The sequence below is a fragment of the endosymbiont GvMRE of Glomus versiforme genome, from assembly GCF_003546845.1.
In genome coordinates this window covers 1-15400 of record NZ_NWVA01000008.1, presented here as the reverse complement: position 1 = coordinate 15400, position 15400 = coordinate 1, and the positions used below count along the sequence as shown (strand labels likewise).

Below are 15400 nucleotides of genomic sequence, written 5' to 3'. Positions count from 1 at the left end.
CAGATACCGCTTTATTTATGCCGCTTTCTATAAATAATCTAGCAGGCTATCAATTAACTTCTGGGCTTGCTGGGCTAGTTTCTTATATTTAACTTCGGTGATGGTCTTTCCTTCATTCTGGATTTGTTTATAGGAGGCTTTTTCCATTAGGTAGTAAGGAGAACAAGCATAACCAGTTTTTTTTAAGTAAGCTTGGATTACTTGGCTTTCAGTTTGATTAGAAAGACGCATAGGGATGAATAATAACTTTTTTTTGTCTATTCCNTAGCAGGAAACGCAGATTTAAGCGAATTCACCACTCTCCAAAGTTTCAATGTGGCAAATAATCATTTTGAGAACCTTGATTTTTTAAATAGTTTACCCAATAAAGATAAATTACAAAGCCTTAATCTTTTTGGTAATCAAATCCAAGAAATAGATTTTGCCAAGTTATTTACTGATTTTCCTAATTTAAAGCGAATCAATATCAGCAAAAATCCGGCTAGTGCGAAAAACTTAAACAACCTAACCAGCGAGCAGTTTAGCAAAATCATTGAAGGTATTAAAACCAAACAAATCCAACTTAATTGCTGAAAAGGCACTGTGCTAATGGATTTATTGGTTCATGCCAAAGAATTAGTTGGCAGAGGCAATACTAATCAACAAACCCAAGCTCATATGTCTTACTTGCAAGAAATAGTTAGTCAGCCGCAAAAAACAGAAGTTAAGGAAAAAACGACAGATAATAACCAAATTTCGCCCAAAAATTCCCATGTCAACACTTATCTATTAGTTGGCGGCTTAATTCTTTTTGGTTTAGCAGTATTAGGAATTGGCTACTGGCTAGGAAAAAGAAAAAATGCCACTAAAAACTTCCTTGCCAAGTAAAATATTAGTATAATCTTTTAACCAAAAAACCATTATGTGAGGGCTACGCCCATCTCTACGGGTCAAGGGTTTAACAAGAGTTAGTGAGAGTTTGTAAAAGCGTTTGCTAACTGAAAAAAAATCGTTAAATAAATACTGGGAAAGTATATTTTTATTTTTAAATATATGCTTTCTAATTTACAAGTTTTAAAGCAAATTCGCCAAAGAATTCAAACTATCCCAAACCAGCACGGAGAATTTAAACGTAAAGAACACTATTGTTGTTATCTTTTGTGCCAAAAAGCCGGTTTAAGAGTAAGTGAAGCAGTGAATTTCAATCTAAATCAAAAAACCCATAAAGGCTTATATAGTATCAAAACCAAAGGCAAGAAAAATCGTTATGTTTATGTTCCCAAAAAAGTCATTAGTGAACTTAAAAAATGTGAATGAAAACCCCAGCAAACTAATCGCTTCAACTTTTACCATTTCCTAAAAAGCATTAAAAAATCCCTAGAAATCCCTGCTAATACTGAACTAACTCCCCACACTTTGCGGAGAAGTTTTGCCACCTATCACGCAGAAGCAGGATTACCTTTACCATTACTCCAAAAACTTTTAGGCCACCAAAGCATTAGAACTACCGCTTTATATTGGATGAATATTTATGCCGAAGATGATGGAAACAACGACACTGAAAGCATTCTAGCAGGAAAACAATGACTAGAAAAATCCAAGCCGCCGCAACCTGAACCCGAAGAACCTATTAAAGTTAATTTAGACCAACCACCCATTCTATTTACACCAAATTTGCCACCATTCAGCCCAACCCAAACAGAGCCTTTAACCAAAATTCACCAACTAAAAAACCAATTAACCCAAATCCACCGAGAAAACAACAATTTAAAAGCAGAGAATAGTGATTTACAGCAGGATTTAAACAATTTAAGCGAACAAAACATTAACTTATGCCAGGAGTTAACTCAAACAACAGCCGAAAAACAGCAAATTCAGCAAAAATTAACTACTGCTAAGGAAACTATTAGCCAACTAACCCAAGATTTAGCCAACGAAAGAGAGAAAAGTGCTGTCACCGAGAATAATTTACTCACAGAAAAGCAAATCAACCAATCTCTCCAAGAGACTAACGCTAATTTAACGCAAAAAAATCAGGCTGACAAGCAAACTATCACCACCCTCCAAAATGCTTATCAAATCGCACTGAAAGATAAAGAAACCACTCAAAAACAGTTAAACCAACTCCTCATTGAAATCAAAAAAGCCGCCCAGCAGTTTCACCAATGGCAAAAACTCAACTATTACCAACAACCAGAAAGAGAACACCAAACATTAGAAGCAAAAATAATTCACCCACCACCATGAAAGAAAACTTAACTAACTGCTTTTATTGCCAGAATCTAAAAAACCTGCTTTCTGTCAGCAAAGGAAAATGTGCTTTTTGTGGTGTAGAAAGCAATCCACTTTATTTAGTTGCTTATCAGTCTCAACCCACTTTTTTCTGCTGTGGCTGTGCTTGATGACAGTTTCCTAGGAGTGAAAAAGAAAAAGCCGCAGAAAGCAAATGATATCAGGAATGGAAAAAAAATCTTTAAAATAACTTTATTTCTCTTTCCTAGCCAAATATATTTTTTTTCCTTTTGAACAATCAGAATCAAAGCATAAACGGTAAATTTTTCCTCCTAACTCAATTCCTTTTTTCGAGCAAGATTGACAAAAAGAGAGATAAGAACCTTTACTTTTTAGTTGGTATACATCTTTTGAAATTACTTTTTGACATTTATGGCAGGAGTATTTAGGCATTTATTTTTTGCCTCCTCAACTTTTCTTCTTTACAATCAACACAATAAGTAGGATAATCATTTAAATAATCTAAACTAGGAGCAGGAGAGAAAACTATACTTTTTTTAAATTTCTTTTGACATTTATCACAAATAAAGTTTACTTTTCAGAATTGGTTTAATTGAATTGGTTTTTTTGGTTTATTCTTTGAAAGCATGCTTTTCTTATAAACTTCCAATGCCTCCTCTAAAACTTCAATCATTAAGCATTCTTTTTCTGTCGCTAATTTCTTTAACTCTCTATGAAATTCAGGCTTCGCTTTTAAAGACAGTGGTTTCGTCCTGCCTGTAATTCTTTTATCACTTGGGGCTAATTCTGGGGCTTGTAAGTTTTGACTAGCTTCTTGGGGTGCTTCTCCCAAAACCTCTAAACTTCGTAATCTTTTAACTTTTTCTCACTTATTCATAAATATATTTTACAGATACCGCTTTATTTATGCCGCTTTCTATAAATAATCTAGCAGGCTATCAATTAACTTCTGGGCTTGCTGGGCTAGTTTCTTATATTTAACTTCGGTGATGGTCTTTCCTTCATTCTGGATTTGTTTATAGGAGGCTTTTTCCATTAGGTAGTAAGGAGAACAAGCATAACCAGTTTTTTTTAAGTAAGCTTGGATTACTTGGCTTTCAGTTTGATTAGAAAGACGCATAGGGATGAATAATAACTTTTTTTTGTCTATTNAGAGAGAGAGAGAGAGAGAGAGAGAGAGATTTGGAAAAAGATAAAGTTTAAGGTTTATTCTTTAATTTCTAACAAAGTATCAAATAACTATTCCTATGATTGTTACAACTCCTATGCTTCCTAATATTCAGGGGAGATAGTTAGTTTTTTGCGGTTTGTTTCTTGTAATATGTGATTGTCACCTTAATTTTTTTCACGCTTTTTATTCTAGGAATTTTTTTGCTTCATTTCTTTTTTGCTGATACTCCGCTAAAGCCTTTTCCAAGATTTCAATCATTAAACAATTTTCTTCCATTGCCATTCTTTTTAACTCTCTATGGAATTCAGGCTTCGCTTTTAAAGACAGTGGTTTCGTCCTGCCTGTAATTCTTTTATCACTTGGGGCTAATTCTGGGGCTTGTAAGTTTTGACTAGCTTCTTGGGGTGCTTCTCCCAAAACCTCTAAACTTCGTAATCTTTTAACTTTTTCTCACTTATTCATAAATATATTTTACAGATACCGCTTTATTTATGCCGCTTTCTATAAATAATCTAGCAGGCTATCAATTAACTTCTGGGCTTGCTGGGCTAGTTTCTTATATTTAACTTCGGTGATGGTCTTTCCTTCATTCTGGATTTGTTTATAGGAGGCTTTTTCCATTAGGTAGTAAGGAGAACAAGCATAACCAGTTTTTTTTAAGTAAGCTTGGATTACTTGGCTTTCAGTTTGATTAGAAAGACGCATAGGGATGAATAATAACTTTTTTTTGTCTATTCCTTCCTCTTTTAGAGCATTAAATTCTTTGACCGCAGGAATTAAATCTGCTCGGCTGGCTCCGGTTGGTTGGATTATTAAATTAGCATGCTTGGCTATTTCCAAAGTTCCTTGACTAGTGCGAGCAGGAGCATCAATGACAATTAAATCGTATTGTTTAGCCAAAGGTCAAACTTCTTTTACGGAATTAAACACTTGACAATCAATTTTACCTTTTATTCTGCTTCATTCATAACTAGTTCCTTGCTGACTATCACAATCAGCTAACAAAACTTTAATTTTTTGCTTTTGGGCTTCTATGGCTAAGGCTTGGGCGAGGGTAGATTTTCCTACGCCTCCTTTTTGGGAGATGAATGCGACTATCACCATATTAATTTAATTTTACCGCTACCGACATATTTATACCGCTTTCTGTTTTTTTGGTTATTTAGAAACTAACCCAACTTCCTACCTGTAAATACAATTCACAGAGATTTCCAAACTTGGGCTCAAATCTTACTATCTACTTTTCCTTTTCGTTCAATTAAGCGTAATCCTTTATCAATGGCATGTAAACGATGGAGGAGTATCTTGCTTTTTCGGTCTAAACCGTTTTGAGAAGTAGATTCAATCAAAACTTCAAAGGGCTCAACTACTGTTAATTCCTCTTCCTTGCTAGTAATTAAAGCTACAATTGCTTGCTTATCAAATTCATTTTGTCAATTATTGCTCATTATTAGAACAGGACGTATTTTGTTAGCCTCTTTTTGCTTTTGACGATTAAAATCTACCAACCAGATTTCACCTTGTTTAGGAACTTTTTCACTCATTAGTCAATATCCTCAATAATTTCTTCTCAGATTTTTTCTTCTTCACGAAGGGTCTTGCTACGGGCTGACCTTTTATAACTAGCGATTAATTGCTTTTGAAATTCTTTTTTCTCTTGCATAACTTTATTTGCTAGTTCATCTAATTCTCTCTCTGCTACACTTTCCATAAATTTGCTAATCTTACCAGCTCCGACTTCTTTTTTTAGTCGTTGATATAAACTAGGAGCAACTCTAATACTTAAAACTTGTTTTCGACTTTCCATATATTAAATTTTAATTTTTAGTAATCAAGTAATACATAAAAATAAATTATAGAATTAGTAATAATCCTATTCAACAATTAAACCTTTTGCTATACCACCAAACACCATATTTAATAGTATAGCACAGGGCTTAATTCATTTACCCTGTTGCTTGTTATCAACAGCACAAGCAAATATGGAAGTTAGGTAGTTCAAAGACGACTTAAATAATTAAGGTTCGCTCGTAAACTAGTTAGTTTTTCACAACTAACTAGGAACTAACCAATCCGGTTTGGATACCTAAGTTCTAGGCACGAAAGACTAACAGTTAACCTCATAATATGTGAAATAAAAAAGTTAAGTGTTAACTACCGATGACTAACTTCCAACTTGCTATAAATGAAAATTGACCTAACAATAAACACTTATAATTTATTTTTAGCAATTTCGAAAGCAAGTTGAGTAGAAAGAAAGGCATTTTTTTCACCAAAAATTATTCATTTTTGAAATGTTATTTACTTTGTAAATAAAAATCATTTAGCCCTTTACCATTTAGGCTTTTTTTCTTTTATTTAATTTTCTTTTTTTGTAAAACAGCAAGGGTCATAGGAAACAAACCAAGACACCTTAACAAATACTTAAAAAAAACTTAAGTCAAAAAAACAAAAAAGAAATTCTAACAAGAGTTAATTAAGGCTTATGAAAGACCAGTTTTCTTGAATTGATTTAGACTAATATATCGATTTTCCCGTGATGAAAGATGACTTTGTTACAAAAAATTTATTATGCTTGGGTATATAATAATTCCAACTCTATTTATCCTAGGTTTAATCATCTACTTCTTTTCCCGAGTTAATAATTTCGCCAGTCAGTTCAAATCCCAAGGAGGATTAGCGAGTAAACTAATTGACAAAGAGATAGAAAACTGAAAAAACCGAGGACTAAATGGTAAAGAGGCTGGTCAATCTTATAATAATGGTTGAACGAATCCTGAAAATCCAAGAATACAGTACGGAAAAGTAACTTTTTATTCTAACTATCAACAGTCTGACAGTAACTTTAATCCAGCAAAAGTCAGTAAATTTGAGCTAGATAAATATTATAAAATACTATCGGATATCGTTCAAGACAACAATCCGAATCTAAACTATACTTACCAAATTGATAAAATCGATTACACGCAGTTGCCATTATGAAGACAAAGGAGTAACCTCATTAGCGTTCAAAGCCAAAGAAAATATGACTTGATTTTGCAAAATATCCAACAGGCTAAAACTATTGCCGAAGTAAATGAAGAAACTTTTCGTATTAAGACTTTAAACAATGACTATTTGCCGAGCAATAAAAAGAAGATAAATTTAATTAAAACGCAAAATAATCGGCTAAATGACTTTCTTAACGAAGAACAACGCCAGGTCGTCAGTTTAATATTCCAAAAAAAGAATATTTTCTTTACCGGTTCAGCTGGTACTGGTAAAAGTTTTTTGCTGCAGAGAATAATTATTGCTTTAGAGAATTTACAAGGAAAAGAAAAAGTTGCGGTCACTGCCACAACGGGAATTGCTGCAATAAACATTGGTGGAGTTACTCTTCATTCTTTTTCTGGAATAGGATTTGATGAAGCAGCAACTGCCGAAGAATTAGTAAATAAAATTGAAAGACAAAAATCAAAGAACTGAATTAGAAACTGAAGAACTATTAACACCCTGATAATTGATGAAGTTTCAATGCTGAATGGTAAATTGTTTGATAAATTAGAATATATTGCCCGAAAAATTCGTCGGAATAATCTGTCTTTTGGTGGCTTACAACTTATTTTGACTGGAGATTTTTTTCAATTACCACCAATTAAATCTAATAACTGTTTTGAAGCAAACAAATGAAAAGATTGTTTACAACACACAATTCAACTAGTTAAGATTTATCGTCAAGAAGAACCAGAGTTAATTGATTTACTCAATGAATTAAGATTTGGTCAACTTTCCAGTAAGTCATGAGAAACTTTAAAAAAGTTAGAAACAGAACCTAATTGACCAAATGATGGAATCAGACCAACTCAACTAATGGCGACCAACCGAGAAATAAACGAAGTTAATTCTCAACAACTAAATAAGATTAATTCTTCTTCACAATTTTATCAAGCAATTGACTTTGAAGATAAAAGATACAGTGGTCGTTTAGAAGAATTAGATAGGAATTTTATTGCTCCTAAACAACTAGAATTAAAAGTTGGTGCTCAAGTCATGCTTGTCAAGAACTTATCTGAAAAATTGGTTAATGGCTGCCAAGGAATAGTGACGGGTTTTCGTTATGTAATTAATTCAAAGTTGAATAACAAATATTGTCCTGTGGTTAAATTTACCAATGGAATAAAAGAAGTCATTAAAGAAGAAGAATGAACCATTGAAACTCCAATTTATCGTCTTGTTCGAGCTAGTCGAACCCAAATACCTTTGGTTTTGTCTTGAGCAATTACCATTCATAAAAGCCAAGGACAAAGCATTGAAAGGCTAAAAATCAATCTCAACCGAGTTTTTGAAAAAGGACAAGTTTATGTGGCTTTATCTCGTGCTTGTTCCCTTAAATATTTACAGGTTATCGGATTTAATGCCAGCAAGTTAATTTGCGATGAAAAAGTAAAGAAATTTTATCAAGACTTAATTACATTTGATAATATTTAAATTACTTAAGTAATACTTTTTTTTATCGTCAAGAAAAAAAGGATTCTACAGAATTATAAGTTTTAATGGCACAATTACCACAAAATTTCCCTTGAATTCTGGCTAATCAGTCACTGCCTTCTAATTTTAACACCGCCTCGTTTTTTTATGGCATTGCTAGCAAGAATAATCGTATTCAGCACCGGTTTTTTGGGAAATTAAACATTTTTTTCATATACCATCTTCCTTAAACTAAAAATTTCTTCTTACAGTGTTTAATTAATAAAACCAAATTTTTATTTTTTTTCACTTTTCTTTTCAATGTAGGTTCGTAAGCATTTATTTTTGCCACATTTATTGCGAGTAGATAGTTTAAACTCTCTTTTAACTTTCTCTTTCACTGAAAAAGATGAATGAATTAAAGACCCTATTAGTGGTAAATGGAAAAATAAATAAAGTTTTTTTTAGTTATTTTTCTAGAATACTATCTAAAAAGAGATATTATGAAAAAAATAATAACTCCACCAATTTTAAAAAAAAAATTGATAAGGAGTAAAAGATAAATATGGTAAATGCCCAACAATGACTAGACAAAAATTATCCCCAAGAACAGAGAAAAGAAATAAAAGAATTAAATATTCATTATAAAAGTTTAGAAGGCTCTTTAGATTTAAGGGATTTTATTAATTTAGAGAAACTTTACTGCTCCAGCAACCAACTCTCCTCCCTGGATGTCTCAACCAATACTGCTTTGACAGACCTTCTCTGCTCCAGCAACCAACTCTCCTCCCTGGATGTCTCAACCAATACTGCTTTGAAAGAACTTTACTGCTACAACAACCAACTTTCTTCTTTGGATGTCTCAACCAATACTGCTTTAACATACCTTCTCTGCTCCGACAACCAACTTTCTTCTTTGGATGTCTCAACCAATACTGCTTTGACAAGACTTGACTGCTACAACAACCCCTTAACCAATTTAAATTGCCAACAAAATAGCAAATTAGAAACCCTTTATATCTCTGACACTGATATAGATAGTGGTTTAGAATATTTACCTGATAGTATTAAATATTTTTCTTGTTCAGTAGATAAAAAACCAAATGCTAAAGTAAAAACCATCTATAACCTCTTTGCTAACGACCAAGGAGTAGTAGAAGCAGACCAATATGGATACATCAAAAACTTCTCCCAAAAATTTAAAGAAATCAAGCAAAAAGCCAAATCCCAAGCCCACCTCCTCCTCCAAACAGAATTCCAAGCCAAAGATAACTTAATCAACCAACTCCAGACTGACAAAACCAACCTAGATAACCAACTCACCTCTCTAAAAAAAACTAATGAACAACAAAAACAAGAATTTAATCAAAAAATAACTAATTTCCAGCAAGAAGCTGTTCACTTAAAAACTGAAAACCAACAAAATCAGAACAAAACCACCGAATTAGAAGAAAAAATTAAAACTACTCAAAAAGAGAAAGAGCAAGCTGAGCAAAGAGCTGATGAAGCACTAAGAAAATTAAAGAGTGACCTAGAAACCCAAAAAAACCAATCAGAGCAAACAAAACAGACCTTACAAAATCAAGTTAGCCAACTCCAAACTGATAAAAATGCTTTAATTAGCCAAATTTCTCAAAAAGAAGAATCTTTAAAAGATAAAGAAACTCAACTTGAAACCAAAGAAATTACTTTGAATAATCTCCAAAAACAATCTGAACAACTAACTGCTAAGAATGAAGAACTAATCCAGAATCAAGCAGAGTCTAAAACCAAAATCGATCAATTGGAAAGTTTACTAGAAAAAAATAAAGAAACAAGTCAACAAGAACTAAAATCCACTACCGAAAACTATCAAGCAAAACTTGCTCAGGAACAAAAACAATCCCAATCTATCCAAACTAACTTAGAACAACAAATCAAAGAAAATCAAGAAAATATTATTAGCCTACAATCGCAACTTCAAACTAAAGAAGATAGACTAGAACAAGCTCAAGAAAAGATTAGAAAATTACAAAGCCAACTGGGAACTAATGAAGTAGAAAAAGGCAATTTGCAGAACGATATTGAAGATAAAAAAGCAGAAATTGCTCGCAAGGATGCCAAAATTACCAAACTTGAAGAAACAAGACAAGAATTGTGAGAAAAAATTAAAAAGCTTAATGAAGAGTTAGAAAAACTAAAAGAAAACGCTGAAGAAAATGAAAGTAAAATAAGGAAATTGGAACGAAAAAAAGGAAACTTAAAAGAAGATTTAGAAGACACAGAAAAGAAACTAAAAACCGCCCAAAAAGAAAAACAAGACTTACAAGAACAAGTTTCTCAATTACAACAAAAAGCCAACCCAGATGGCACTAAATTACCAACTATCTCTGAATCCGAGAAAGAAGAAACCAAAGCTTTTTTAAATAATTATATAACCATGATTAAACTACGAATCAAAGATTGCGAAGAAATAATCGACTGCGAAGATTTCAATCAAGAAGAAAAACAACCATACCAAGAAGAAAAACAAGAATACGAAACTCAAATAGTTCAAATTCAACCATTTATTAATAAAATAAACTGAGGAGGTAAAAAATAATATGAAAAACATTTGAAAAGAAAAATATCAAGAAAGTTTAACAAAATTGGCAGATCTTGAAGAAACAATTAAACAGTTAACCAAAAAAAATGAACAATTAGAAATTGATTTATTATCTAGAATCTCCACGACAGATTCACCAAATCAACCCAAAAATGAAACTAGTCAATCATTAAATAAACTATTTAATTCTGATAAAGGACTAAAAAAATTTGAAGAGCAAACAGATGATTTAAAAAAGCAGATTTTTACTGAACAAAAAAAACTATTTAGTTTGCCAAGTGATAGCAAAACATATCAAGATCTAATCGAAAAAATAGCAAAATTAGAAAAAGAGTTACAAGATAGCAAGCAGAAAATAGAAAAACTACAAAAAGAAATTAAAGTTTCAGAGCAGCAGCTTGGTGCTAATTGTGAAGACCTCCAAGCACAAATTGAAAAGCAAAAAAACATCCTAGAAGCAACCAAAACAGCAGTTAAAGATTCTTCTTTTATAAAAGCTATTATTCGTATTATTGGTAGTTACGAAGAGAATCTAGAAGAACTTTTAGAAGCTCAAACTGAAATTACCAAATTCAACAGTAGTTTTGCCACTAAAAGAAAAAAAACGATACTTAAAAATTACTCCGATAATAAACAATTAAACACTCTTTGCGAAGAACAGGCTAAACTTACCGAATTAGAAATGCAATTGGAGCATGCCCAAAAAAACTCTAAACTTATCAGTACCACTCATCACTGAAAAGGTGAGCCACAGTCTGCCGTGATGATTGCCTCAAGCATGCCACCTCAATTGCTAATTGGTGAAATTGATAAAACAGCTAAACTTGCAGAAGATGACCAGTATGATAAAGAAAAAGTTTATCACAAAACTTACCCAAAAGATTCTTTCCGAAAATACATCGAAAAAACTATTAAAAAAAACGGAACATTATCATTGGAAAGCTTACCTACCAGACTTTATAACATTAAAACAAAATACTTAGAAAACTTTAAATATAAGAAAGTAGAAGACGAGAACTATCAAGTAAAAAAAGATGAGAAAGGCAAAGATATCGAACCAAACAAGGATATAAAGAGTTATGCACTTTTGTCTTACGTATGGGGAAGAAAAAAATCTAAAGATGATTTGTTAAGTCCAGGGGGCGAGAAATCATTAGTTAAAGCTTGTGCAGCATGTCAATTTCTTGGCGTTGATTATCTGTGAATCGACCAATTATGTATTAATCAAAAAAGCATTGCGGAAAAAAACTATGAAGTTCCCCAAATGCAACAATATTATGGCAACTCTATGGTCACGCTAATTGCTATCCAAACGGAAGTCGAGAAAAATGATTTTAAAATAGGAAGTGACGAGCATAAAGAACTCAAAGATGTTGACCTTTTACACATATTAGAAATGATAACTAGATCTAAGTGATTCACCCGCTCCTGAACCTATCAAGAGGGATTTTTATCAAGAAATACCATTTTTATGTTTGATGATTACTTGATAGATGGAAGATATTTAGCTCAAGTTTGAGCACTTAACCAACCATCATGTTACGCTAATTATACTAGTCTTGGTGATCTAAATTCGGCAAAGATTGCTACTCCTGTTGGCTGAACGTATTGCGAAAAAGGATATAATTCAGAAGACAAAGTCACTTTAAGATTAGATGAAGCTTTACGAACAATAAAGAAACGCGAAAATTGATGGCATTTATTCCGTCTTAAGTTTATTGCCCTATGGTAGCAAGGTAAAACCCAACTACAAAGAGTGAGGAGAGCAGTACACTAAGAAAGACCTTCAAGAAGCATTGCTTAATGTTATGAAAACGGCAGTAGAAAATGGTTACGGAGAACCTTTAGCTTGACATGGACAAGGAAGTAGCGAAAAAGGATTGTGTTGATTACCGAAAATAGAAATTGAAAATGATTCTGAGAGTAGCAAGATCCATGGCTCTACTAGCATGGAAGGAGGAATAAATATAACTTGTGGTAAAAAAGACTTAGATTTTAAGTTAACTGAAAATAATAGTATTGAAATAAATGCTTCAGTATATGATATAGAAGTTGTCAAACCTAGTTTAGCTCGAATAGATAAAGGTCTCTTGATAGAAAGCGGTGTATACATGAAAGATATTGAAATAGAAATAGAAAACAATGGACGCAAAACTATTACTTTATTAGGAACAAAAGATACCCTTGGTGAGTTAAATAACAATCATAAACTATTAATACCCAACCAACAACAGTGAAAAAGCAACAAGCCTTTTGCTATCTTGGTAGAAAGAACCAGTGATGGTTACCATCGCTTAGGCTTAGTAGAACTTTTAATCGATTCAGGAGAAGCTGATTCCTTGTTTAGCAAAGGAAATGAAATGGTGAAGATTGGAGCTGTTTCACAATTAGAATCCCAAGCACCAAAATCAGTCGAGAATATTATTTCTCCCCAATACGAAGCCAAAATCCAAGTCCCTCCTAAAAACAATTCATCATGATAAATGCCCAAGAATGATTAAACCAAAATTATCCTAACCAAAATCAAACTATTTCTATAGATGCTAAAAATAAAGATTTAGTAGGCAATTTAATTATTAAAGACTTTCCTAACTTAGAAAAAATTGAAGTTGGTAACAATAAAAATCTTACTACTATTGAACTTAGTAATTTGCCTAAATTGAATTACTTTCAGACCAATAATTGTCAACTTACTAGCATAACTATCAACAATTGTCCTAACATTGCTTATTTTAATGCTGGTAATAACTTGCTTACTAACACTAAATTTCTCAATAATTTAGGTTCTGAAAAGCTAAATCATTTAAGCATTCACAGTAATAACTTTGAAAAACAAGGATTAGGTTTTGCTAGTAAATTTACTAATCTAGAAGAACTTTATATTGATAATTCTAACGAGGAAAAATTTGACCAAAAAATATGCAATCGTTTTTATGGTTCTCTGGAACCCTTACAAAGCTTAAAAAAATTACAATGACTAGGCCTTGCTAAAACAGATATCGACTCAGGTCTTGAATATTTACCAATAAGCATTAAAAAAATTGGTTGTAAAAAAGATTGAAGCCCAAGCGATAATAGTGGCTGTGCTAAAATTTGTCGAGAATTAGAAAAGGCTGCCCAAATTGAAGGAGTAACCGAGAGATTAATTCAAGAAGAAAAAAACGAGCCATTGTCTGCCCGAGGAAAGGCAACTTGATACCGACTTGCTCCTTGACGACAAGCTTGGAACTTACTAGGTGAAGAAGAATTTAGAAAGCAAATTTCTCAGCAGAGTGCGCAAGCTTGGCTAGATAAGTACTATCCCAAACAAGCAAGTAAAGAGCAAGAAAAAAGAGAAAATATTTCTTTTTTAAACAACATTAGTGGCAAAAATTTAACCGGTCATTTAGATTTAAGCGATTTTGCGAATTTGGAAGGATTAAATTGTTCTTGAAACCAACTTACTAGTTTGAATTTAAGTAAATGCAAAAATCTAACTAAACTTAATTGTTCAGGTAACAAATTTACTAGCACTGATTTTTTAAGTGAAATACCTAATAAGGAAAAATTAAGAAAATTAAAATTAAGCAACAATGAACTTAAAGAGAATTTAAACTTTTTAGCCTCCTTTACAGAGTTAGTGGAATTAGATATTAGAGATTGCCCCTTTTATGGAAGTTTAGAACCTCTTCAAAAATTGAATAATTTAGAGCGGGTTTTAATTGGCAATACTCACGTTAGCGAAGGATTGGAACATTTGCCAAATAACTGTAAAGAAATTTATTGTGATACTTCTGACTATAAGTATAAATCAATGGAAATTGTTAAAGAACTTGGTAAATTTTTAAAAGGGAGATATTATGATGTCTCTAAGTGGAAAGAGGATAAGCAAAATAAAACTGTTGCTGTAGTTATTCCCCTGGAAAGATTATTTGTCATTAGAAGTAATATCAAAAAATTTCTTAATAAGTGAGGAAAAGATGCCGAGGACGATTGATATGAGAGAAATAAAAAGAAATTTTTTAATTACTGAAAAAAACCACAACTATTAGAAAACAGAATAACTGAACTAAGTAATTTACAGGCTCCAGAAGAGTTTAATAGCTACTGGTATACTGGTGGTATTAAATGAGTTGCTCGAGCTGGTGCGGTAACCGGTGGTATTTTGTCCTTAACTGAGTATCCAGAATTAGGAGGAGCTCTTGCAGCAACTTTCCCTTTTGTAGAAGTAGTGGCTTCCCAAATAGAACAAAATCTTTATGATGATAAGGAAAAAAAATGAAATGAATTTCTTGCTGATTCAGGAGAATTTTTAGATAATTATCATGAATTACTGGGAATAATGGAACAGATTAAAAAAAATGAATTGGGAAAAGTAAATCAAGCCCTCAATTCTTTAAGAGACCAGACTAAAGCATTTTTGGAGAAATATGATGAGGATGATAACGGAGTCATCGATATTTCAGAATTAATAGAAAAGAGAAAGGAACTAGGAACAGATTTAAGTAAAGAAAAGGCTGAAGAAGAAAACAGTCAATTAGGTGATATTGTATTAGCAATAAAGGGTCTTGAAAGAGAAGTAACTGCTTATCGGCAGGGCTCTGAGACAGGAGAAGTAAGTCAGCCAGGAAATCAGGAAGTTGAATCTCAACAGCATGAGGTAGTTGAAATACAAAGTTTTGAACAACAAGCTCAAATCATTCAAAAAGAACCTTTTGGTATTCCTGGTTCTAGTAAGAAATAAACCCTGAGTTCTTAATTTAGACTTTATTCCTGATAAAATGTTTTCTTAAAAGATAGTCGTAAATTAAACATCCCTACTACTTGATTTAGTAAAAAGAATTACATATTTTCCACCTAATGGTCTCTTTTGTTAACTATAAAGAGATTAGTTGCTCATTTGCTTATAATTATCGTTCAATTATGTTGGCTATATCAGTTAAAAGGTAAAATATACTTATATGACTGAGTTAAAGAAAATAAACAAT

Annotated in this window: 16 protein-coding genes; 8 read left to right on the top strand and 8 right to left on the bottom strand. The window is 32.3% G+C overall.

Annotated elements, in window-relative coordinates; all coding sequences use genetic code 4:
* Positions 1–27: 27 nt before the first annotated feature.
* Entirely contained in the window at positions 28–231 is a 204-nt protein-coding gene (locus GvMRE_RS10455) for a hypothetical protein (RefSeq protein ID WP_147411143.1), read from the bottom strand.
* 84 nt (positions 232–315) lie between these two features.
* On the opposite strand from GvMRE_RS10455, the gene GvMRE_RS10450 reads away from it, so the two are divergent.
* From GvMRE_RS10450 to GvMRE_RS10440, 3 genes are all read left to right on the top strand, one after another.
* On the top strand, positions 316–867 hold the full coding sequence (locus GvMRE_RS10450) for a leucine-rich repeat domain-containing protein (protein WP_172575371.1): 552 nt from the start codon (positions 316–318) through the stop codon (positions 865–867).
* A 165-nt stretch (positions 868–1032) separates the two neighbouring features.
* The gene (locus GvMRE_RS10445) at positions 1033–2238 is read left to right on the top strand and encodes a tyrosine-type recombinase/integrase (protein WP_147411149.1); all 1206 of its coding nucleotides are present in this window, start codon (positions 1033–1035) and stop codon (positions 2236–2238) included.
* On the top strand, positions 2223–2456 hold the full coding sequence (locus GvMRE_RS10440; protein WP_147411148.1) for a hypothetical protein: 234 nt from the start codon (positions 2223–2225) through the stop codon (positions 2454–2456). The genes GvMRE_RS10445 and GvMRE_RS10440 overlap by 16 nt, the downstream gene beginning before the upstream one ends.
* Positions 2457–2463: 7 nt before the next feature.
* Here the strand turns inward: GvMRE_RS10440 and GvMRE_RS10435 are convergent, their stop codons facing one another.
* The 7 genes from GvMRE_RS10435 to GvMRE_RS10405 all read right to left on the bottom strand — a co-directional run bounded on the left by GvMRE_RS10435 (position 2464) and on the right by GvMRE_RS10405 (position 5210).
* Entirely contained in the window at positions 2464–2664 is a 201-nt protein-coding gene (locus tag GvMRE_RS10435; RefSeq protein WP_147411147.1) for a hypothetical protein, read from the bottom strand.
* Positions 2657–3109 (bottom strand): hypothetical protein, encoded by a 453-nt coding sequence (locus GvMRE_RS10430; protein WP_147411145.1) that lies wholly within the window; start codon positions 3107–3109, stop codon positions 2657–2659. The genes GvMRE_RS10435 and GvMRE_RS10430 overlap by 8 nt, the downstream gene beginning before the upstream one ends.
* Before the next feature lie 39 nt (positions 3110–3148).
* On the bottom strand, positions 3149–3352 hold the full coding sequence (locus GvMRE_RS10425; protein ID WP_147411143.1) for a hypothetical protein: 204 nt from the start codon (positions 3350–3352) through the stop codon (positions 3149–3151).
* A gap of 234 nt (positions 3353–3586) precedes the next feature.
* Positions 3587–3865 (bottom strand): hypothetical protein, encoded by a 279-nt coding sequence (locus tag GvMRE_RS10420; RefSeq protein WP_147411141.1) that lies wholly within the window; start codon positions 3863–3865, stop codon positions 3587–3589.
* A gap of 39 nt (positions 3866–3904) precedes the next feature.
* The gene (locus tag GvMRE_RS10415; RefSeq protein WP_147411139.1) at positions 3905–4507 is read right to left on the bottom strand and encodes a ParA family protein; all 603 of its coding nucleotides are present in this window, start codon (positions 4505–4507) and stop codon (positions 3905–3907) included.
* A gap of 65 nt (positions 4508–4572) precedes the next feature.
* Positions 4573–4947 carry a type II toxin-antitoxin system PemK/MazF family toxin gene (locus GvMRE_RS10410; protein WP_147411206.1) on the bottom strand — a complete coding sequence of 125 codons (375 nt, stop codon included), beginning with the start codon at positions 4945–4947 and terminating at the stop codon, positions 4573–4575.
* Positions 4947–5210, bottom strand: a complete 264-nt coding sequence (locus GvMRE_RS10405) for a hypothetical protein (RefSeq protein WP_147411137.1) — start codon at positions 5208–5210, stop codon at positions 4947–4949. Before GvMRE_RS10405 ends, GvMRE_RS10410 begins: the two co-directional genes overlap by 1 nt.
* A 764-nt stretch (positions 5211–5974) precedes the next feature.
* Here GvMRE_RS10405 and GvMRE_RS10400 point away from each other — a divergent pair.
* The 5 genes from GvMRE_RS10400 to GvMRE_RS10380 all read left to right on the top strand — a co-directional run bounded on the left by GvMRE_RS10400 (position 5975) and on the right by GvMRE_RS10380 (position 15156).
* Entirely contained in the window at positions 5975–7870 is a 1896-nt protein-coding gene (locus GvMRE_RS10400; RefSeq protein ID WP_147411136.1) for a DEAD/DEAH box helicase, read from the top strand.
* Positions 7871–8414: 544 nt separating this feature from the next.
* Positions 8415–10430 carry a hypothetical protein gene (locus GvMRE_RS10395; protein ID WP_147411134.1) on the top strand — a complete coding sequence of 672 codons (2016 nt, stop codon included), beginning with the start codon at positions 8415–8417 and terminating at the stop codon, positions 10428–10430.
* A 1-nt stretch (position 10431) separates the two neighbouring features.
* Positions 10432–12165 carry an HET domain-containing protein gene (locus tag GvMRE_RS10390; RefSeq protein WP_147411132.1) on the top strand — a complete coding sequence of 578 codons (1734 nt, stop codon included), beginning with the start codon at positions 10432–10434 and terminating at the stop codon, positions 12163–12165.
* On the top strand, positions 12152–12916 hold the full coding sequence (locus GvMRE_RS10385; RefSeq protein ID WP_147411130.1) for a hypothetical protein: 765 nt from the start codon (positions 12152–12154) through the stop codon (positions 12914–12916). Before GvMRE_RS10390 ends, GvMRE_RS10385 begins: the two co-directional genes overlap by 14 nt.
* A complete protein-coding gene (locus GvMRE_RS10380; protein ID WP_147411129.1) occupies positions 12910–15156 on the top strand; it encodes a hypothetical protein in 2247 nt (748 codons plus the stop codon). The genes GvMRE_RS10385 and GvMRE_RS10380 overlap by 7 nt, the downstream gene beginning before the upstream one ends.
* The last annotated feature ends 244 nt before the right edge of the window (positions 15157–15400 follow it).